Source organism: Mediterraneibacter sp., assembly GCF_030825015.1.
Lineage (GTDB): Bacteria > Bacillota > Clostridia > Lachnospirales > Lachnospiraceae > Mediterraneibacter.
Window position 1 is genome coordinate 1 of the sequence record NZ_JAPJQP010000021.1, and the last position, 21,780, is coordinate 21,780.

Sequence of the window (21,780 nt, forward strand, 5' to 3'; positions counted from 1 at the left end):
TTAATTATTTATACTCCCCTCAAAAGACCGATGGCTCCCCCATCGGTCTTTTACTATCTTTTTCGTCTATTTTCGCCGTTTTGTTCACAGTTTGTTCATTTATCATTTAAAATTCTTTCATCTTCTCCTCACGCTTTCTTCATTTCTTTCGCATATACTAACATCATCAAATCAATGACGATTACAAGTTATTTTTGCATAAACTTTTTCATAATACATGCCGGGAATCATTTTGATTACCCGGCATCCTCCCTTTTTCCCTTTCAACAGACAATTTTCATTTTTTTAAGCTTTTCTTTTGAGCCTTGTTTTTTAGTTTTTCTTTTAAGGCAAAACCTCTTTCCCCTCTGAGGAAATATATCCCTCGATCAATTTTGTAATTTCTTCCGACTTTTCCAGCCGTTCTAACACTTGTCTGCCGGTCTCGACCGCCCTTTGATAACTTCCGCTTTCTGCTTCCAGTTTCATTTTCCGTACCCCTGCCTCTTCCAATTTTTGGGGATCTGTTTCTAATCCAATTAACTGATCGTATATTTCCATTTGTTCATCTCTCATCTCTGCCTGCCCATACGCATCGGCTAACTTCCACAAAACAGACAGCCTTGCCTTCTCTCCGATTTCGATTGCTTTACGATTTCCGCTGTCTGTATGCTGCTCCAAATACAATTCCATCCATTCTGCCGCTGCATCTGTTCCTTCAACATTCTCAAGTTCTTTGCTCCAGACTTCCGGATCTGTTCCATCTTCTGTACGCTCCTGAGCACCTATACGTTCCTCTCCTGCCGTACGTTCTTCCTCTATTGTGCTCCCCTGCCCCGCTGTAAGAGCTTTATCCGCTGCGTTTTCCCGACCTGCTGTCCGATCTTCACCCGCAGCGCTTCCCTTGTTCTCTGTATGTTTCTCTGCACCTGAGCGCTTTTTCGCTTCTGTTTGCTCTTTCGCTTCCGCAGATTCTTTATTTTCTGCATAGATTGCTTTTTCTTGAATTTCCATCTCACCTCCGGCAAATTTATATTTCTGCCAAAAAACTGCTGATAAAAGGCAGACTGCCGCGCCTGCTGCAATCGCAGTCCTTGCCTGTCTATGCTTTTTTCTATCTTGCCCGTTCTCTTTACGAACTGACGGAAGATCCCTCAAAACCTGACGGAAAGATTCGTATTTTTTTCTTGCTTCTCCGATGCACCTCCCGCTTACTTTCGAAAGGCGCATTGTTTCCCGGCCTGTAAGCACAGGCTCTACCTCCATATATGCCAGCAGGAAACGCATTGTATTCCCATATCCGAACAAATCCGCTTCCCTGCTCCCGCCAGTTTCCATCTCATAGATCGGTTTGATAAAATGACTTCGAACTGCTCTTTTTTGCATCTGTTTCATCACTTCTGCATTTTCTATGGACTCTGTATTAAGAAAGAATACGTCGCCTTCATCAGATATAACGATTCCATAAGGATTCAAATATTTATAATTTTTCCCAGTCCCGCTTCTTTCATACTGATCTGCACAAACCGCAATCTGTTGAAACCACGCAAACAAAACTGCCTTATCGATTCTCCCTTCCTTTCTCATACAATCGATCAGCAGCATTCCATGAACGCAATCCATACTTTGCCTGCAGTATTCTCCATGCTCGACAAATTTTAACACTTCATACATTTTTCCTTCGTTCATTTTTTCCATATTTACTTTTCATCGGATGCGCATTGTCGAGAACGGTGCTTCCCTCTGCACCGTTCCCGAATGAGTTTATATTATTCTTGGCGAATTTCGGCTGAATCAAGCCGTAACAGATGTGTCATTCAATCAGACGCATTTAATAAGTATTTGTATCTTACCCGAATCTGCACAGAAAAGCAAGCGCCTGTTTTATTCGTTTGTTCCTGCTGCCGTCTTCACAATCTATTCTGCAGTCTGCATGATCTTCTCAAACTGCTCAAGAGCGGCGGCAATCACTTTATCCATATCATAATATTTATAATTACCGAGTCTTCCACCGAAAATCACATTTTTCTCGCTGTCTGCCAGCTTCTTGTACTGCTCAAACAGCGCATTGTTTTTTTCGTCATTGACCGGATAATAAGGTTCCATTCCAACTACCCACTCCGAAGAGTATTCTCGCGAAATAACTGTCTTTTCCTGTTTCCCGAACTCAAAATGCTTATGCTCGATCACGCGGGTATACGGCACTTCACTGTCCGTATAATTGACAACCGCATTGCCCTGATAGTTATCGCAGTCAAGCACTTCCGTCTCAAACCGCACTGAGCGATATTCAAGCGCCCCGAGCCGATAATCAAAATATTCGTCGATCATTCCCGTAAATATAATCTTCTCAGCGATATCTGCATTCTGCTTTCGAAACTCAAAAAAGTCCACCCCTGTACGGACATCTGCCTTTTCAAGCATTTTTTCTACAATAGGCGTATAACCACCGATCGGAATGCCCTGATATCTGTCATTAAAATAATTATTATCGTACACAAAACGAAACGGCAGCCTCTTAATAATAAACGCCGGAAGTTCTGTACACTTTCTTCCCCACTGTTTCTCTGTATATCCTTTGATCAGTTTTTCATAAATATCCTTTCCGCCAAGGAAAAGTGCCTGCTCCTCGAGGTTTTTCGGCTCTGTGATCCCCGTCTCTTTCCGCTGTCTTTCAATGATCTTCTTCGCTTCTTCCGGTGTTTTTATTCCCCACATCTTGCTAAATGTGTTCATGTTAAACGGGAGATTATAAAGCTCATCTTTATAGACCGCCACAGGCGAATTGATATAATGGTTAAATTCCGCAAACCGGTTTATATAATCCCATATGTTCTTATCCGATGTATGGAAAATATGTGCTCCGTACTTATGCACATGGATTCCTTCCACATCTTCACAATAAATATTTCCCGCTATATGATCCCGCTTGTCGATTACGAGACAGGACTTTCCTTTTTTTCCAAGCTCATATGCCATAACCGCGCCGTACAGTCCTGCGCCGACGATCAGATAATCATATTTTTTCATACAAAGCCTCTCTTTCCGCACCGCAAAATATTATGCCGCACTGATTTATCTTGTATTTTAACAGAATATCATTTTTTCCGCAATTTTTCCTATAATGCGACGCTTTTCGTCATTTTCGTTATTTTGCCCATGTTTTTGATTTTTTTGTTTACAAATTAGTCATTATGCACTAAAATAATTGTATATCCGTCCGCAGTGTCACTCTGCGGGCAAACATACAGAACGGAGGTACTTCATCATGAAAGGAAATGTAATCGTCGGACAATCCGGAGGTCCGACAGCGGCAATCAACTCAAGCCTCGCGGGAGTATACCGCACCGCCAAGGACAGAGGCGCAAACAAAGTATACGGTATGCTTTTCGGTATTCAAGGACTCCTTCAGGAGCGTTACATTGATCTGTCCGAATACATTACGAACGATCTTGACACAGAACTTTTGAAAAGAACACCTGCGGCTTTCCTCGGATCATGCCGCTATAAACTGCCTGAAATCCACGAAAATAAAGATGTCTACGAAAAAATCTTTTCCATTCTTGATAAACTGGACATTGAAGCATTTATTTACATCGGTGGAAACGACTCAATGGATACGATCAAAAAGCTGTCCGATTATGCCATCGTAACAGGATACCGTACTCGATTTGTCGGATGTCCGAAGACGATTGACAACGATCTGGCACTTACAGACCATACGCCGGGATACGGAAGCGCGGCAAAATATATCGGAACTTCTGTAAAAGAGATCATCCGAGACAGCTTCTGTCTTGAATACGGAAAAGGTCTTGTTTCTATCGTTGAGATCATGGGCAGAAATGCCGGATGGCTGACAGGCGCGGCCGCTCTTGCAAAAGGAGAGGACTGCTCCGGACCGGATCTTATCTATCTGCCTGAGATTCCTTTTGACATAGAAGCTTTCAGTACAAAAGTAAAAGATCTTCTGGCGAAAAAACCGTCGGTTGTCGTTGCCGTTTCAGAAGGAATCCGTCTCGCTGACGGAAGATATGTATGCGAACTCGGACAAAGCGTTGATTTTGTCGATGCATTCGGTCACAAACAGCTTTCAGGAACTGCGAACTATCTCGCAAGCTATATCGCCGGCGAATTCGGATGCAAGACCCGCGCGATTGAATTAAGCACCTTGCAGCGTTCTGCTTCCCACTGCTCTTCCAGAGTCGATATTCTCGAAGCTTATCAGGTAGGCGGTGCGGCAGTAAAGGCTGCGGACGAAGGAGATTCCGGCAAGATGGTTGTTCTCCAGCGTCTCTCCGACGATCCGTATCAGTGCGGAACAGAAGTGAAAGATGTGCATAAGATTGCAAACGATGAAAAAGTCGTTCCGCGCGAATGGGTTACAGAAGACGGATCTTATGTAACCGACGATTTCGTTTCCTATGTACGCCCGCTTATTCAGGGCGATGTATCGCCTGTAATGGTTGACGGCATTCCGCGTCACCTCTACCGAAAAAATTAATTTAAATACTGCCGCTCCTGATATCTATGATATGTTCACTATCGGGACGCGGCAGTTTTTTATATCCGGTTTTATAACAATGCTCCTTTTTATTCTCTTGTCTCTTTCTTATTCTTCCTTTATACTTTACTTATATGAAGATGTGTTTTGGATTTTATATATGAACCACTCTATTTCCACTGCACATCGTTAATTCATAAAGTAAATAGCGCAACAATCTTACGATTAAGGAGGTTTTCTCATGCTTATTAAAAATGGTTTTCTTATAGACCCTGCCACTAAAAAATCAGGAAATTACGATATCCGAATCGAAAACGGTATCATTACAGAAATCGGAAACACTCTTTTGCCTGCTCCAAATGAACAAGTAACAGATGCCGATGGTCTGACTGTCGCACCGGGACTTATCGATACACATATCCATTTCCGCGACCCCGGATTCACTTACAAAGAAAATATCCACACAGGTTCGCAGTCTGCAGCCGCAGGAGGATTTACTTCTGTCATCTGTATGGCAAATACATCTCCGGTCGTAGACAACGTGGAGACGCTAACAGATATTTTAAATAGAGCGAAAGACGAAAAAATACACGTTCATCAGGCCTCTGCTGTTTCCCATAAACTGCGCGGCGAAGAAATGACCGACATGGAAGCTTTGAAAACCGCCGGAGCATGTGGATTTACTGATGATGGTATTCCGCTGAAAAACGCCGCATTTTTATACGAGGCAATGGAAAAAGCCAAACAACTAAACGTACCGATCAGTCTTCATGAAGAAGATCCGTCATTTATTAAAAACAATGGGATCAACCACGGCGCAGTTTCCGAACAGCTTGGCATTTACGGTTCTCCTTCCATTGCCGAAGAATCTCTCGTTGCAAGAGACTGTATGATCGCGCTAAATTCAGGCGCCGACGTTGTTATGCAGCACATCAGCTCAGGACGTTCCGTAGACATTATCCGCCATTTTAAATCTCTCGGCGCAAATATTCACACAGAAGCAACGCCGCACCATTTCACACTGACAGACGAGGCTGTGCTGACATACGGAACGCTTGCAAAGATGAACCCGCCGCTTCGCTCTGAAGCCGACCGTCAGGCAATCATCGCCGGACTTGCCGACGGAACGATCGATATTATCGCGACAGACCACGCCCCGCACAGCAAAGAAGAGAAGGAACGCTCCATCACTGCAGCTCCAAGCGGAATTATCGGTCTAGAAACATCACTGGCGCTCGGGATCACTTCTCTTGTGCGCGAAGGGCATCTGTCACTTATGCAGCTTCTCGAAAAAATGACGATCAATCCAGCCAGACTGTATCATTTAGACGGCGGAAGAATCGAAGAAGGCGCTCCCGCAGACCTGGTGGTCTTCGATCCTGAAACAAAATGGATACCGGAATCCTTCGCTTCCATGTCGTCAAATTCACCGTTTATCGGTTGGGAATTGTACGGAAAAGTAAAGATGACTGTATGCAGAGGAGAAATTGTATACAACGCCATTTAATTACTTTTAATAAATATGAGGCTGTCGGGAAACAGAGCATTCCAGTCATGCCCCCCACTTCATAATGAGATCAAGAAATTTGAGGGAAAATACAAATTTCCCACAGAAGTTCAAGGATCAAATACTTGCCCTCTGTTCACTTACATTTATTACAATTTTTATTTTAAACTGACTAGATATATTATCCGCCGGAATCGCTGTTTTTGCGAATGCATTAATTATGCGTACTATATTTATGCTGCAAAAATCATAAAAAAGAGAAACGTAAAGATAAAAAGAATGAGCTTAAAATATCGCATCTTAAACTTGGCATTTAAGGTGCGATATTTTTATGAACAATCCCCTACCCATTCAAATGAACCGTTCCGATATAACTTTTCTCGAATTTCCATCCGCTCTTCAAATCTGTACTTGTAAAATCAGCTTTTTTATTTCCATATTCGCCCTGACCGAGGGTTAAGTAATAAACTCCATTCTCATATTTCAAACTGTCCACTTTATTCAAGAACATCACTTCTTCCGAAACAGTGTCCCACGGAAGCTCTATTTCCGTAAATGACGCCCCTCCGTTTTCTGTCACAAGTACATGCGGCCACGAATTTTCTCCAAATTGTTCATCCATCGTAAGCATCCCTGATGACAGATCGGCAAATGCAAGTCCTGATAAAATCCATCCGCTTTCCACATCCACAGATATTGTCTCCCAAGTGATACCGCCGTCATGCGTCCAACCAACGTAAGTGCCTCCTCCGGTTCCCATTGACCAGTCTGTTCCAAGACCTGCATACCCGTTTTCAGGATCAAGAAAACGAACTACTCTCGAAGTGCACAGTCTCGGATAATCTTCCTGAAATACAAAATCTGTCCAAGTCTCACCATCATCTTTTGAAATATGAAGCGTCGGGATCTCTCCCCAAAATACGGCAAACATTCCGTTTCCATCTGCGTAAATGCTGTTTTCCGGGATCATATCACCTTTCCCATATACTGCTTTCGTTTCTTCCAACTGCTTTGGCGTCAGACCACTTGAAATCCATGTTTCCCCGCTGTCATCTGTCAGCACAAGTTCCTCTCCTCTGAAATAATAATCATTCTGCATCACGGTCTCTGTCTGACCAATGAGCGCATTTTCATCTGCCGGCGGACAGACGTATTCGATCCGCTCTCCCATCGCTCCGCTGCCGTCAGTCAGAGCAATGACAACCTGCGAACTTCCGTCGCTTGCACCTCCTGCTCCCTGCCGATATTCTTTCTCAGTCAATACCGGAAATCCGGTTCCGTCTCTTCCATCTATCACCACATCTGCATCTTGAAGACGTCTGTCCTTACTGTACTCCACAACATATCTATCGAAATCCAGTTTCTTCATCTGAGCCATAAGCGGGAGCATTTTTATCTGACTGTCCAAGTAATCCATTTCTGCATTTGGATCATACTCCGTCGGAAACGCCTCATTTACATCCTCTGTTCTGCTCAGTTTTCCTTCTGCACTGTCATATCTGTAATAAATATCTTTCACATATTCATCTGATCCGTTAAATTCTTCAATAGAAAACGAAAAGTCATACACCTCTCCGTTTTTCCACAGTTCCGCCTCTATACCGGAAACGAGGAAATGCTTCGGAAGTGTCTCTTTTTCTTTTTCTGACATCCATTCAATAACTCCTTTCAGTCCGTCCTTTTCCAAGACAACTTCCGTACTTTGTTTCGATGCATACTCTATGTATTCTCTTAACAAATGATAAGCATACTTTCCAGCAAAAAATACGACTGCTGCCATCACGATCACGACAATACCGAGCACAACAAGAAATCCTGCTCCGCTTTTTCGCCCCGTCTGACTGCTTCTTTCTTTTTCATCGCATTTTTCTTTTCGTTCTACAACTCGTCCTTTCTTTTTATTGATACCCATTTTTCTTCTCTCCTTCTCGATTCTTTTGATCCTTTTAATCCAAGTCCATTCTTCCTGCTTTTCATCCTTTTAATTCGAATTTATCCTTCTCGTTCCGAATCCTTTTGAGATAAGTTTTATTCTCCTCTATTGAAATTTTTAATCTTTTCATTGTTTGACCGGTTTCCTAATGCATAATGATCGGAGCTGTTTTCTCCATCGACACTTTGCACAAAGTAACCGTTCCGCCTTCTTCTACCCGGCTTCCGCCTTCTTCCAATACGCAGTCCTGATTTAATACAAGCGTCCATTTTGGATTATCGCTCGGAAATACAACTGCAAGCGTTCCATACTGAAGGCACTCTTCCAATTCATAATGTTCTTTTCCTTCCGGCGTTTCAATGTCAATTCCACCGTTTTCTCCCGTCCCCACTTCCAGCTTATAATTTTCTCCCTGATCTTCCGCGCTCCACGAACCGTAAGCCGCATTTCCTACGTAATAATAGGATACCGCTCCGTTCCTGTCTCCGTAAGTCGCCACAAACTGATGCACCGAACGATCTTCCGTCGATTCATATGTAAGCGCGCACACATCATTTTCAAGCCACTGCACTTTCACATCGTCTTTCACCGTAAACGGAAACACATCAACCTGAACACCAAATAACAATCCTCTTTGGCGGTAAAAGACCGCTCTCCCGTTTTCGTCGATTTTCAGGCGCATTATATTTGAAAAGTCAGGCGCAAGATCAACAATTTCCCGCTGTGACGGAAATAAAAACGGACAGACTGCAATCCCTCCTGCAAATAAAATCACCGCGGCAGCAACACTCGATTTTCTTTTCCAGATCGGATGAAGTTTTCCGATACACATGCCGCCTGCCCATAAAAAGAACACTGCCGCTGCGTTTATTACATACGGAATTCCTTTCATTATATATTCTAATCCAAGTTCTCTTCCTCGCACCAAAACCCAAACCTGTACCAAAATCAAACCTACTGCAAACAAAAACAGAAGGCAGCCTAAAACGTCCTTCCATGTAATCCGAATCGTTTCCGCCCTTTTCTCAGCTCGCTCCAACACAATATCTAAAAGCTTCCTGTCATCATCCGGTACGCCATATACTAACCGCTGACTCTGTTCAATCTGCTCCCCTGTTAAGATTTCATCCACCGTTGCACCAAGCACTTTTCCAAGCTCAGAAAGAATTCCGACATCCGGCATTCCCTGTCCCGTTTCCCATTTTGACACCGCTTTATTCGTTACACCAAGCCGATCCGCCATTTCTCTCTGAGTCATTCCGCGTTCCTTTCTCCTCCGCGCAATAAATTCTCCTGTCCTGTTTTCTCCTTTATTTTTCATTTTATCTTCTGATCCGTTTTCTGTTTTATTTTCTGTTTTATTTTTCGGTTTGCTTTTTCTTTCATATTCTGCTTCTTTTTCTTTTTCTGTTTCGCTTTCTATTCTGTCTGCCATTTTAGCTCCTCCTTCCACACTGTCTCGCAGAAAGTAAAATATTTTACTGACCTAATCATACCAAACTATGAAATTTTTACAATACACGTTCATTTTCCATCGGTCTACGCTGCGTAGACTCCCCTGATTCACCATAAAACACAATAAAAACCTATTTAATGCTTTACAAACGCCATTAATTATGATAAAATATCATTTGTCGAGCGGAAGTGGCGGAATGGCAGACGCGCTAGATTCAGGTTCTAGTGGGAGTTTATCCTGTGAGAGTTCAAGTCTCTTCTTCCGCATTGCAGACATAAGCGAGAAACCTTAGCAAATCTAAGGTTTCTTATTTTTTTATTTCCTTATAAAGCATTTCTATAAATAAGCAATTTATCCAAAGTTGATATACATACAGTTCCGCAACGAATTCGAGAGAGTATTTTGATTACTTTTTGATTACCTGCTTTTTATCTTCCCCTGATTTCTAAAAAAACAGCAGCTCTACAATAACAGTAAAGCCGCTGCATTTTCTTATTCTGATTTGTATTTCCACAATTTCGTATTTTAGCAAAACCGTATCTGATCTATTCTGTCAAAATCCCAGATCTCAAGACGTCTTCCAGCAGAACCCGTGTTTCTCTTTTTGTCTCTTCAAGAGATTCATTGCTCTTCTGACACTCATTTACGAAGCCAAGCATGCCAAAACAAACGAAGCCTGCTATTTTTTTCGCAGAATATTTTAATTTCTGATTCACATGAATCGTATGCATCTCGACCGTTTCCAAGATAATCCCATAGAGTCGGGATGCCAAATACGGATTAACCTCGGGATTAGTATATTGAAAAAAATCAAACCGATCATAGTAAAGATCCAAGATCGCACTAAGCATATTCACATACCCGCGAACCAATCCTCGCTCCGGATTATTCTCTTCCTGACGCCGATAGTAATCCTCTGTGCCAATACAAAGCATATCATTGAAAATGTCTTCTAAAAGCGCATATTTATCGCTGTAATGTGAATAAAACGTAATCCTGCTGACTTTCGCTTCTTTACAGAGCTCTGTAACGGAAATGCGTTCAAAATCCTCTGTTGAAAGCATTCTGATCATTGCATCTTTCAGATTTCGTTTTGTCTTTACGATCCGTTTATCTTCCATGTTCGGCAAATTTCCTTCCTCTAATCCACTCCTTTTTCACCGATAATCATACCGAAACTTCTATTGATAGTCAATAACATCGATCCATTTCATCAAGAAATCTTTTTCTAACTCATTATCTTTTGTAAGCTGTGCTGCTGCCACGATCGGAAGCCACTGCTGTACATATTGTCTTGCTGTATCGCTCTTCTTGCAGAATAATTTCAAATACAGATCAGCTGTTTCCTGATCTTTCAATGCAAAGAGGAGATATGTCATAGCTGCATCTGCACTTGCATTACCTTGGGTTGCATGTGCCCAGTCTACAACTGTCATCTTACCGTTTTTCCCTACGATTACATTACTCGGATTAAAATCGCCATGGCATACTTTATTATGTTTCGGCATACTTTCCAATCTTGTAAGAAGTTCGTATCTTGTTGTTGCGTCCACTTCTTTCAGGCTGTTAATCTGACGCGCAAGTTTGTCTTTCATGCCTTTCAGAAGAGGTGATGTCTCATTGTGAATCTGAAGCTGAAGATCTACGAAATCTTCCATATATTTCTCGATATTCTTTTTATCGGAATTCATCATATCTTCCATCGTCTTGCCATCTTTATACTCGATCTCGATCGCCCATTTGCCTTCTACCTGAGTAACCCCTTTCACTTTCGGGATCTCAAGTCCGGTCTCTTCAATTCTTGCTGTAATCAGCGCTTCGTTAAATATGTCTGACTTCGGATGCTCTTCATTAAATACTTTTACGATACTGTCGTCGCATTTGTAAACTGTTTTATATGGACGTTTTACGATAATATTTTTTTCTTCAAGTTTCATAATAGTGGCCTCCTTAATGGGTTTTTGTTTTTGATGAGCTCATTATACACCCTGATTTTCAGAAAAGAAACCCCTCTAAGCAAAGTTTGTGCAATTTTTAACTATATTTTTACAAATTATCTAATTGTTAAATTTTTATCACTCTGTCGGTTTTTTTATACTTTTTTAAGATTATAATACTGTTTTTTCCAAAATACATTTCACTGAAAATTACCATACAATCACCGGAGATGCCAAAATGCACATTCCTGGATTGTAAACAGTTGCAGGGTCTCGGCAATCCCGAACTTCGGCTCGTCGCCATGCAAAAAAGAGCGCCGCAGCATCGGATTTCTCCTCTGCCTGCAACGCTCTGATGTAAAATACTATTTATAAATCAATTCCCCGATCTTATTTGCCGTAGTAGCATTTCAGATAGATATCTTTGATCTCTTTCATAAGCGGATATCTCGGGTTTGCTCCTGTACACTGGTCATTAAATGCCTGCTCGCACATATCATCCAGAGTCTCAAGGAAATATTTCTCGTCAACACCGTAATCTTTGATTGTTTTCTTGATGCCGATCTTCTCTTTCAGATCTTCCAGTTTTGCAATGAAGTTTTCAAATACTTCTTCATCTGTATTTCCTGTGCATCCTGCGAAACGTCCAAGTTCTGCATATCTTGCAAGTGCATGCGGATACTGATACTGTGAGAATGTTCCCATCTTTGTCGGAACTTCTGCTGCATTGTATCTCATAACCTCTGTAAGGATTACAGCATTTGCAACACCATGCGGCAAGTGATGGAATGCACCAAGTTTATGAGCCATAGAGTGGTTCACACCAAGGAATGCGTTTGCGAATGCCATACCTGCCATACAGGAAGCATTTGCCATCTCTTCACGAGCCTTCGGATCATTTGCTCCGTTCTCGTATGCTGACGGAAGGTTTTCAAATACCATCTTAACAGCTTTCATTGCAAGACCATCTGTGTAGTCTGTTGCCATGATAGATACATAAGCCTCGATTGCATGTGTCATTACGTCGATACCTGATGCACTTGTCAGTCCCTTCGGAGCTGTCATTGCATTGTCAACGTCAACGATTGCCATGTTCGGGAGAAGTTCGTAGTCAGCGATCGGCCATTTAACGCCTGTTTCAGCATCTGTGATGATCGCAAACGGTGTAACCTCAGAACCTGTTCCTGAAGATGTCGGGATCGCTACGAAGTATGCTTTCTCACCCATTTTCGGGAATGTAAATACTCTCTTACGGATATCCATGAAGTCCATAGCCATGTCTTCAAAGTTTGCTTCCGGATGCTCATACATAAGCCACATGATCTTAGCAGCATCCATTGCAGATCCACCACCAAGTGCGATGATTGTATCCGGCTCGAATGCTCTCATCTGAGCTACACCTTCCTGAGCGCACTGCAGAGTCGGGTCCGGAGCTACGTTGTAGAAGCATGTATGCTGAATTCCCATCTCATCCAGTTTCTTCTCGATCGGATCTACATATCCGTTTTTGTAAAGGAATGTATCTGTAACGATGAACGCTTTCTTCTTGTGCATTACTGTTCCAAGCTCGTCAAGCGCTACCGGCATACAGCCTTTCTTAAAGTAAACTTTCTCAGGTGTTCTAAACCACAGCATATTCTCTCTCCTCTCGGCAACTGTTTTCACGTTCAGAAGATGTTTTACACCAACGTTCTCTGATACAGAGTTTCCGCCCCATGATCCACATCCAAGTGTCAGTGACGGAGCAAGTTTGAAGTTGTAAAGATCTCCGATACCACCCTGTGAAGCCGGTGTATTGATCAGAACACGGCAAGTTTTCATTGCTTCGTAATGTTTCTGGATCTTTTCTTTCTCTGCCGGATGTACATACAGAGAAGATGTATGTCCGTATCCACCGTCAGCTACAAGCTGAGCAGCTTTATCAAGAGCTTCGTCAAATGTTTTTGCTTTGTACATTGCAAGTACCGGTGACAGTTTCTCGTGAGCGAATTCTTCTGCGATATCTACAGACTCAACTTCACCGATAAGGATCTTTGTATCTTCCGGAACATTTACGCCTGCAAGTTTTGCAATCTCATATGCAGATTTTCCAGGGATCTTGCTGTTAAGCGCTCCGTTGATGATGATTGTTTTACGAACTGCGTCAAGCTCTTTTCCCGGTTTCAGGAAGTAGCATCCTCTGTAAGCAAATTCTTTCTTCGCCTGCTCGTATACGCTTTCCAGAACAGTTACAGACTGCTCGGAAGCACAGATCATACCATTATCAAATGTTTTAGAATGAATGATAGAGTTTACAGCCATTCTTACATCTGCTGTGTCATCAATGATAACCGGTGTATTTCCAGCACCAACGCCGAGAGCCGGTTTTCCTGAAGAGTAAGCAGCTTTTACCATTCCAGGACCGCCTGTTGCCAGAATGATATCTGCGTCTCTCATAACTGTATTTGTAAGCTCCAGTGACGGTGCATCGATCCATCCGATGATTCCTTCCGGTGCTCCTGCTTTTACTGCTGCGTCAAGTACAACTTTTGCTGCTGCGATCGTACATGCTTTTGCAGCCGGGTGCGGGCTGATGATGATCGCGTTTCTTGTCTTCAAACAGATCAATGTCTTGAAGATTGCCGTAGAAGTCGGGTTTGTTGTCGGGATAACCGCCGCAACAAGACCGATCGGCTCTGCTACTTTCTTAATTCCGTAAGCTGTATCTTCTTCGATCACGCCGCAAGTTTTTGTATTCTTGTACGCGTTATATATATACTCTGCAGCGTAGTGGTTTTTGATAACTTTATCTTCAACAATACCTCTCTGCGTCTCTTCTACTGCCATTTTTGCAAGCGGGATACGCTGTTTGTTGGCTGCCATAGCTGCTTCATAGAAAATCTTGTCAACCTGCTCCTGAGTAAATGTCGCGAAAATCTTCTGTGCTTCGCGCATTGCTTTCATTTTTGCTTCAAGCGCTTCTACACTGTCAACAATCTCAGGTACGACTGTTTTTTCTTTCTTTGCCATTTGATAATTCCTCCTGTAATTGAGTTCCGGTTTCCTCTTCTCAAACCGTTATCTATCTTGTTTCTCACAACTTCAAGTATATCCGTTTGTTAAATAATTGTCAACAATATATTTGTTAATATTTTAACGGTATTTTTCAAAAATTATTTGTGCACTTTCTACAAAAGCTCATAAAACAACCTTAAAAACAGCCTCTTCTATCCAATTCTGACATTACAAAAAACTCTTTCTATGAAATCCATAGAAAGAGTTTTCTCACTAATTCAATATTGATCTGCTAAAATATTTCGTCCACTCAGCTCTTATACAAGCTCAAGAAGAACTTCCATCGCTGCGTCACCTTTACGCTGACCAATCTTTACGATTCTTGTGTAACCACCGTTACGATCTGCGTATTTCGGAGCGATCTCATCAAACAGTTTTGCAACCATATCGATTTCTTTTGCTTTCTTGTTCTCGCCCTCTTTAACCGGGTAAAGAACTTTCAGCATTTCACGTCTTGCATGAAGTCTGCTCGGCTGATCTTTTTTGATCTTTTTCTCTACTTCGTCGTAAACAGTAACTTTCTTTCCGTCAACAACTTCTTTCACTCTCTTGCCGTCTTTGTCTTTGCGGGCAACTTTTGCCATTACTGTTACTTCGTCGAAGTTATCTTTCTCTTTCACAGCCAATGCGATAAGTTTTTCTGCTTCTTTGCGAATTTCTTTTGCTTTCGCTTCAGTTGTAACGATCTTTCCGTTGTTAAGCAGAGCCGTTACCTGGTTTCTGATCAATGCTTTTCTCTGGCTGGATGTTCTGCCGAGTTTTCTATACTTTGCCATTTTATATTTCCTCCTAATCTTTCCGTCATAGTCCATACGCGCCATCCGCCAAGCAGGATTGCTGCTTTCCGCGGTTTTTTAGTTCTAAACAAGCGCCGGCACACACATCTTCCTTCAGGAAAATGTAAGGCATCTTTTCTGTTTCTGCCAAGGTATGCCTGAACCATAACTACACATTCAATTATGCATCTTCGGGCTTATTAATCAAATGCTCGCGGATCGTTCTTCTATTTATAAATGTATTTAAATGCACATCGCAGATTCTGCATGGCTTTCATCGCACATCTATTTTCCGAAAAATCCTCGATTTTCTATACAGCGATTACTCCTCGCCCTGATTCAGCTCAAGATTGAGCTCTTTTAACTTAGCAAGCACTTCCTCAAGGGATTTCCGTCCGAGGTTACGGACTTTCATCATATCCTCAGGAGTCTTATTTGTAAGTTCTTCTACTGTATTGATTCCGGCTCTCTTCAGACAATTATAGGAACGAACAGAAAGTTCAAGTTCATCGATACTCATCTCAAGAACTTTCTCTTTCTCGTCATCTTCTTTCTCGATCATTACTTCCGCAACCTGAGCAACTTCTGAAAGGTCAACAAAGAGTTTCAAATGTTCGCTCAGCACCTTTGCTGCAAGGCTTACTGCCTCATCTGGAAGCATTGTTCCTTTTGTCCAAACATCAAGTGTCAATTTATCATAATCCGTAATCTGTCCGACACGAGTATTCTCAACAGTCAGATTTACACGTTCAACCGGCGTATAGATCGAATCGATTGCAATCACGCCAATCGGCATATCTTCCGTCTTATTCTTATCGGAGCTTACATATCCTCTGCCTTTTGTGATCGTCAATTCCATATTCAGCTTGCAGTCTTTCCCACCGCTTAATGTAGCGATTACCTGGTCCGGATTTACGATCTCGATATCCGGATCTCCTGTCTCGATATCAGCGCCTGTTACGACACCTTCACCTTCAAACTGAATATATGCTGTCTTCGGCTCGTCTGAATCAGACGCGTTTCTGATGGCAAGAGATTTCAAGTTCATGATGATCTCTGTCACATCTTCTTTCACACCCGGTATCGAACTGAATTCATGAAGAACACCGTCGATCTTAACAGAACTGATTGCCGATCCCGGCAGAGAGGAAAGCATGATTCTTCTCAGAGAATTTCCGAGTGTTGTACCATAGCCTCTCTCAAGCGGTTCTACGACAAATCTTCCATATTTTTTATCTTCTGAAACATCCGTAATCTCAATATTAGGTTTATTAAAATCAAACACTACACAGACCCTCCTTTTGGGTTTTAAAATGTTGAAGGGATACGCTGTTGCAGCCGATATTATTTAGAATATAACTCGACAATCAACATCTCATCTACCGGAACATCGATCGCTTCTCTTGCCGGAAGTTCTTTTACAGATCCTTTCAGGTTCTCTGCATCAACATCGAGCCACTCCGGAACCATGTTGCCGGCTGTTGCTTCAAGGATTTCTTTATATCTCTGTGAGCCTTTTTTGCTTTCTTTGATCTCAATCGTATCTCCGGCTTTTACAAGGTAAGACGGAATGTTTACCTGTTTGCCGTTTACAAGAACGTGTTTGTGATCAACGATCTGTCTTGCTTCTTTTCTTGTTCTGGCAAGTCCCAAGCGGAAGATTACGTTATCCAGTCTGGACTCAAGAATTCTCATCAGGTTTTCACCTGTCATTCCTTCCATCTGTTTTGCTTTCGCATAGTAGTTTCTAAACGGTTTCTCAAGTACGCCGTAGATGAATTTCGCTTTCTGTTTCTCACGAAGCTGCAGACCGTACTCGCTCATTTTTCTGTTTGCTCTTTTTAACTGTCTGTTAGATTTTTTATTAATTCCGAGGTAAATCGGATCCATGCCTAAAGAACGGCATCTTTTAAGAACAGGAACTCTGTTTACTGCCATGTCTATCCTCCTAATTTATACATACGAGCGGTTTTATACCGCTTTCCAAGTTACTTTCCGGTGTATGATAATGTTCAGCCGTCGATTACACTCTTCTGCGTTTCGGCGGGCGGCATCCGTTGTGCGGAACCGGTGTTACGTCTTTGATACTTACTACGTCAATACCACATGCCTGAAGAGCACGGATTGCTGCTTCACGTCCTGATCCCGGTCCTTTTACGAATACATCTACAGACTTAAGTCCGTGTACCAATGCCGCTTTAGCTGCTGTCTCAGCTGCCATCTGTGCTGCATATGGAGTAGATTTTCTTGAACCTCTAAATCCCAGACCGCCTGCACTTGCCCATGAAAGAGCATTTCCCTGTGTATCTGTTAATGTAACGATTGTATTATTAAAAGATGACTGGATATGTGCCTGTCCTCGTTCAACGTTTTTCTTGACACGTTTTTTTGTTACTTTTTTTGCAACTTTCTTTGCCATTTAAACTAACCTACTTTCTTCTTTCTCTTTGATTTCTAAGGTAATTCGATTCACTAAATTCGAAAACATCTCTTTAAGTTTCATCGAACAAAGTTCACACCAACCTCAAGCTGCGCTTATCAGCTTGCTTTCGTTAAGTGTTTTATTTCTTCTTGTTTGCTACTGTTCTCTTCGGACCTTTACATGTTCTTGCGTTTGTCTTTGTCTTCTGACCACGCACCGGAAGTCCTTTTCTATGACGGATTCCACGGTAGCATCCGATTTCTTTAAGTCTCTTGATGTTGAGCTGGATCTCTCTTCTGAGGTCACCTTCTACAACCTGAGTTTCATCGATCACTGCGCTGATCTTCTTTACTTCTTCACTTGTAAGATCTCTTACACGAGTATTCGGATCTACTCCTGCATCTGCCAAAATACGGCTTGCGCTTGTTCTTCCGATTCCATAAATATAAGTCAAGCCGATCTCTACACGTTTGTCTCTTGGTAAGTCTACACCTGCAATACGAGCCATGTGTCTTTCCTCCATTTTCTTTGTTTATACTGTCTTTAATTGAGGCTGCGGACGCTCTTCCTATTATAATGCTGCGTCCTACCGGCCTTTTGCCGATATCCCAGCCCAGACGCGTTCTCTTCGCGTCCTTTCCCGGCACGGATCTGATCCGCCAATGCAAATGCCGGGTATTAGAAGCAATATACAATATATCCGTCGAACTGCCTGTTTCTGCAACGTCTTATGGCATACCTTTTCTCAGGATATAGGACACGCGCACTGCCGGTACCTGTCGGACAGGTGCGGTGTAACCTTACTGTATATTAAACAGCTCTACACACACCCTTGTGTGTCATGCTGTCAGCCGCCTAAATCATTACATAAACTTTGTCTTAACCCTGACGCTGTTTATGCTTCGGATTCTCGCAGATTACTCTGACGCTTCCTTTTCTTTTAATAATCTTGCATTTTTCACAAATTGGTTTTACTGATGATCTAACCTTCATGTCAAATCCTCCTTCCCTTCTTTGCTTTCCTACAATTTCCGGTCATTTGGGCACACCTCACCAAAAATGACCATTTCATAGTATAGCACCAAATACTTCTTTTCGTCAACCTCTATTTTCTGAATTTTTCTAAGTTTTTCCGAATAATTTTCCCGAATTTTCTCGAACTTCTGCATCCTCACACTTTCTTATGGAACAGAAGTGTGCTCCACAGATCCCCAAGGGGTTACTTCCCCGGAAACAACCTTGCCTATATATAATAAATGTAAAAAAGCTCCGACAGCAGACGCAGCCTGTCTCTGACTAGCTGCAGTCTACTCTGCGGAACTTCCTTCATAAGCTGATCTCAGTCTATTTATCTCTCCAAATAATTCTTCCTTTGCTGAGGTCGTACGGTGACATCTCAAGCGTCACTTTGTCTCCCGGAAGAATTTTGATAAAGTTCATTCTTAACTTTCCGCTGATATGCGCGAGAACGATGTGTCCGTTCTCAAGTTCCACTTTAAACATTGCATTCGGGAGTTTTTCTACTACTACTCCCTCAATTTCGATTACGTCAGCTTTTGACATATTACTTAATCCTCCTGAATTTCGGCGTCACACGCCGTTTCACATTTTTACTCTCCCAAAATCTTTACAATTTCTGAAAATACATCATCGATGTCGATCGTTCCGTCTACTTCTTTCAAAACACCAGACTGTGTATAGTAATCGATCAGAGGCTGTGTCTGGTCATGATAAACACCGAGTCTTTTCAGAACGGTTTCCGGCTTGTCATCATCACGAAGGATCAGTGTTCCTCCGCATTTATCACAAATACCTTCTTCTTTTGTCGGAGCATATACAAGGTGGTACGTTGCTCCGCAATCTACGCAGGCTCTTCTTCCTGACATTCTGTTCACGATATTGTCATCCGGCACTTCCACGTTGATGGCATAATCAATTTTCTGATCCATTTCGGCAAGCGCCTTATCTAACGCTTCTGCCTGCGGGATTGTACGCGGAAAACCGTCAAGAACGTATCCGTTTGCACAATCATCCTGATTCACTCTGTCTACGACAAGATCAACTACTAATTCATCCGGCACAAGAAGACCCTGATCCATATATGTTTTTGCTTTTTTCCCAAGTTCTGTTCCGTTCTTAATATTGGCACGGAAAATATCTCCTGTAGAAATATGCGGAATGGAGTATTTCTCTGCGATTTTTTTAGCCTGTGTTCCTTTTCCGGCTCCCGGTGCTCCCAGCATGATAATCTTCATAACTTTTACCTCCGATCGATACGCAAACAATTTTCACGGCAGGATTTTCCTGCCCCTGTAACTGTTTTTTTGTTTTATCTTAAAATACACCTTGAGCCCGCTGCGTTTTGCCTTCAAAAGAAGGCAAAACAGGGCGAGCTGTTAAATATTGTTATTTAATATCCAAGAAAGCCATTTGACATATTGCTTCCTTTGTTATTTAAAAATCCTGTGTAATTTCTCACAAGCATCTGTGACTCAATCTTCTTAATCGTCTCAAGCACAACACCTACGATGATGATAAGTGATGTTCCTCCGAAAGAAACGTTTGCGCCGAACATACCGTTAAAGAAGAATGGGATGACCTGAACGATGATCAATCCGCATGCGCCTATGAAAATAATGTAATTCAAAATTTTCTGTAAATATTCAACTGTCGGTTTTCCCGGACGGATACCCGGAATAAATCCGCCGCTCTTCTTCATATTATTTGCAATCTCCAACGGATTAAATGTAATCGATGTATAGAAATATGCAAAGAAAATTGTGAGCAAAATGTACACAATCAAACCGAGAGAATAAATCGGTTTTGCCGGATTACACCAGTTGTTTGAATTCATTGCAGCAAGGATCTGGCTTCCGATGCCTGTTCCGTTTCCTTTTCCAAGAAACTGAGCAATAACGATCGGTGTCTGCATCAAGGATGATGCAAAGATAACCGGGATTACTCCGGCAGTGTTTACACGGAGCGGAATATGTGTTGACTGTCCGCCATATGTTTTTCTTCCCTGTACTTTTTTAGAATACTGTACCGCAATTCGTCTTTCACCGCTCTGAAGAAGAACAACAAAAACTACGACTGCAAGGATCACTGCTAAAATAATCAGCCCTGCAAGACCTGCCTGAGCAAGTTTCTTTCCACTCATGAATTTCTCATAAAGTGTAACAAGATCACTTGGTACACGAGAAATAATATTGATCAGAAGAACGATAGAAATACCGTTTCCGACACCATTTTCAGTGATACGCTCACCGATCCACATCAGGAATGCACTTCCTGCTGTCAGTGTACATACGACAACTGCACAACTTACGAAATTGTATTCTTCAAGAAGTCCCTGACGTCCGAAACCTACTGCCATTGCAGTGGATTCGATCAACGCAAGACCTACCGTAACATAACGTGTGATCGCTGCGATCTTCTTTCTTCCTTCTTCTCCTTCTTTCTGCATTTCCTCTAACTTCGGAATAGCAATCGTAAGGAGCTGCATAATGATGGATGAAGTAATGTACGGTGTAATGCTCAAAGCAAACACGGAAAAGTTTGTAAACGAGCCTCCGGTGAACGCTTCAAAAAAGTTGAAAGCGTCCCCCGTCTGCTGTGCAAAAAATTCCTTAATAAATGTCGGATCAACTCCCGGAGTCGGAAGCTGTGATCCCAGTCTTACGATGATAAGCATTACGAATGTATAAAAAATTCGTTTTCTGATATCCTCAATCTGAAATGCCTTACGCACTGTCTTCAGCATTAGATCACCTCTGCTTTTCCACCAAGTGCTTCAATTTTTTCGGCTGCTTTTGCACTGAATGCATTTGCCTGAACTGTAAGCTTCTTAGTTAACTCTCCATTTCCAAGAATTTTAACTCCGTCTCTCGGGTTTTTCACGATACCGCTCTCGATCAATGTTTCAACGGATACTGTAGCTCCGTCTTCAAATCTCTCAAGTTCGCTTACGTTGATACCTACGATTGTCTTAGAGTTTCTGCAAGTGAATCCTCTCTTCGGTATTCTTCTATACAAAGGCATCTGACCGCCTTCGAATCCAGGTCTTGTAGCACCTGAACGTGCTTTCTGTCCCTTATGGCCTTTACCGGCTGTCTTACCGTTTCCTGAACCATGTCCACGGCCTCTTCTGAAATTATCACTCTGTTTTGAACCGTCTGCCGGTCTTAAGTTTGATAAGTCCATGACGTTACCTCC

At 42.2% G+C, this 21,780-nt stretch carries 19 protein-coding genes and 1 tRNA gene; 3 read left to right on the forward strand and 17 right to left on the reverse strand.

The features are described from left to right. Window positions 1-324 precede the first annotated feature (324 nt). Both RCH61_RS08320 and glf read right to left on the reverse strand, forming a co-directional pair. Window positions 325-1,677 carry a hypothetical protein gene (locus RCH61_RS08320; protein WP_306480416.1) on the reverse strand — a complete coding sequence of 451 codons (1,353 nt, stop codon included), beginning with the start codon at window positions 1,675-1,677 and terminating at the stop codon, window positions 325-327. Between the two features lie 219 nt (window positions 1,678-1,896). Then, window positions 1,897-3,009, reverse strand: coding sequence for a UDP-galactopyranose mutase (glf, locus tag RCH61_RS08325; protein ID WP_306480417.1), 1,113 nt, complete (start codon window positions 3,007-3,009; stop codon window positions 1,897-1,899). Window positions 3,010-3,247: 238 nt separating this feature from the next. Between glf and RCH61_RS08330 the strand changes: the two genes are divergently transcribed. Both RCH61_RS08330 and RCH61_RS08335 read left to right on the forward strand, forming a co-directional pair. After that, window positions 3,248-4,480 carry a 6-phosphofructokinase gene (locus tag RCH61_RS08330; RefSeq protein WP_306480418.1) on the forward strand — a complete coding sequence of 411 codons (1,233 nt, stop codon included), beginning with the start codon at window positions 3,248-3,250 and terminating at the stop codon, window positions 4,478-4,480. A 241-nt stretch (window positions 4,481-4,721) separates the two neighbouring features. Beyond that, window positions 4,722-5,987 carry a dihydroorotase gene (locus RCH61_RS08335; protein WP_306480419.1) on the forward strand — a complete coding sequence of 422 codons (1,266 nt, stop codon included), beginning with the start codon at window positions 4,722-4,724 and terminating at the stop codon, window positions 5,985-5,987. Between the two features lie 343 nt (window positions 5,988-6,330). Here the strand turns inward: RCH61_RS08335 and RCH61_RS08340 are convergent, their stop codons facing one another. Together RCH61_RS08340 and RCH61_RS08345 are read right to left on the reverse strand one after the other, a co-directional pair. Next, window positions 6,331-7,899 (reverse strand): WD40/YVTN/BNR-like repeat-containing protein, encoded by a 1,569-nt coding sequence (locus RCH61_RS08340; RefSeq protein WP_306480420.1) that lies wholly within the window; start codon window positions 7,897-7,899, stop codon window positions 6,331-6,333. Between the two features lie 166 nt (window positions 7,900-8,065). Then, a complete protein-coding gene (locus RCH61_RS08345; protein ID WP_306480421.1) occupies window positions 8,066-9,355 on the reverse strand; it encodes a helix-turn-helix domain-containing protein in 1,290 nt (429 codons plus the stop codon). A gap of 203 nt (window positions 9,356-9,558) precedes the next feature. Between RCH61_RS08345 and RCH61_RS08350 the strand changes: the two genes are divergently transcribed. After that, window positions 9,559-9,642 (forward strand) — tRNA-Leu (locus tag RCH61_RS08350). A 279-nt stretch (window positions 9,643-9,921) separates the two neighbouring features. On the opposite strand, the gene RCH61_RS08355 is transcribed toward RCH61_RS08350, so the two are convergent. The 13 genes from RCH61_RS08355 to rplO all read right to left on the reverse strand — a co-directional run bounded on the left by RCH61_RS08355 (window position 9,922) and on the right by rplO (window position 21,768). After that, complete coding sequence (locus tag RCH61_RS08355) at window positions 9,922-10,497, reverse strand: TetR/AcrR family transcriptional regulator (protein ID WP_306480422.1); 576 nt, start codon at window positions 10,495-10,497, stop codon at window positions 9,922-9,924. Window positions 10,498-10,557: 60 nt separating this feature from the next. Continuing rightward, complete coding sequence (locus RCH61_RS08360; RefSeq protein WP_306480423.1) at window positions 10,558-11,313, reverse strand: aminoglycoside phosphotransferase family protein; 756 nt, start codon at window positions 11,311-11,313, stop codon at window positions 10,558-10,560. Window positions 11,314-11,703: 390 nt separating this feature from the next. After that, window positions 11,704-14,322 carry a bifunctional acetaldehyde-CoA/alcohol dehydrogenase gene (adhE, locus tag RCH61_RS08365; RefSeq protein WP_306480424.1) on the reverse strand — a complete coding sequence of 873 codons (2,619 nt, stop codon included), beginning with the start codon at window positions 14,320-14,322 and terminating at the stop codon, window positions 11,704-11,706. A 302-nt stretch (window positions 14,323-14,624) separates the two neighbouring features. After that, window positions 14,625-15,143, reverse strand: coding sequence for a bL17 family ribosomal protein (locus RCH61_RS08370; protein ID WP_178007472.1), 519 nt, complete (start codon window positions 15,141-15,143; stop codon window positions 14,625-14,627). A 322-nt stretch (window positions 15,144-15,465) separates the two neighbouring features. Further along, entirely contained in the window at window positions 15,466-16,428 is a 963-nt protein-coding gene (locus RCH61_RS08375) for a DNA-directed RNA polymerase subunit alpha (protein WP_178007474.1), read from the reverse strand. Between the two features lie 59 nt (window positions 16,429-16,487). Next, window positions 16,488-17,081: a 30S ribosomal protein S4 gene (rpsD, locus tag RCH61_RS08380; RefSeq protein ID WP_306480425.1), complete on the reverse strand. Its 594-nt coding sequence runs from the start codon at window positions 17,079-17,081 to the stop codon at window positions 16,488-16,490. Window positions 17,082-17,166: 85 nt separating this feature from the next. Continuing rightward, complete coding sequence (rpsK, locus tag RCH61_RS08385) at window positions 17,167-17,562, reverse strand: 30S ribosomal protein S11 (protein ID WP_005613028.1); 396 nt, start codon at window positions 17,560-17,562, stop codon at window positions 17,167-17,169. 142 nt (window positions 17,563-17,704) lie between these two features. After that, window positions 17,705-18,073, reverse strand: coding sequence for a 30S ribosomal protein S13 (gene rpsM, locus RCH61_RS08390; RefSeq protein ID WP_009243082.1), 369 nt, complete (start codon window positions 18,071-18,073; stop codon window positions 17,705-17,707). 371 nt (window positions 18,074-18,444) lie between these two features. Beyond that, complete coding sequence (gene rpmJ, locus RCH61_RS08395) at window positions 18,445-18,558, reverse strand: 50S ribosomal protein L36 (protein ID WP_073105013.1); 114 nt, start codon at window positions 18,556-18,558, stop codon at window positions 18,445-18,447. A gap of 351 nt (window positions 18,559-18,909) precedes the next feature. Continuing rightward, a complete protein-coding gene (infA, locus tag RCH61_RS08400; RefSeq protein ID WP_004847497.1) occupies window positions 18,910-19,128 on the reverse strand; it encodes a translation initiation factor IF-1 in 219 nt (72 codons plus the stop codon). A 47-nt stretch (window positions 19,129-19,175) separates the two neighbouring features. Beyond that, entirely contained in the window at window positions 19,176-19,820 is a 645-nt protein-coding gene (locus RCH61_RS08405; RefSeq protein WP_178007478.1) for an adenylate kinase, read from the reverse strand. Window positions 19,821-19,975: 155 nt separating this feature from the next. After that, window positions 19,976-21,328 (reverse strand): preprotein translocase subunit SecY, encoded by a 1,353-nt coding sequence (gene secY / locus RCH61_RS08410; RefSeq protein WP_178007480.1) that lies wholly within the window; start codon window positions 21,326-21,328, stop codon window positions 19,976-19,978. Further along, the gene (gene rplO / locus RCH61_RS08415; protein ID WP_178007481.1) at window positions 21,328-21,768 is read right to left on the reverse strand and encodes a 50S ribosomal protein L15; all 441 of its coding nucleotides are present in this window, start codon (window positions 21,766-21,768) and stop codon (window positions 21,328-21,330) included. Before rplO ends, secY begins: the two co-directional genes overlap by 1 nt. Between the last annotated feature and the right edge of the window lie 12 nt (window positions 21,769-21,780).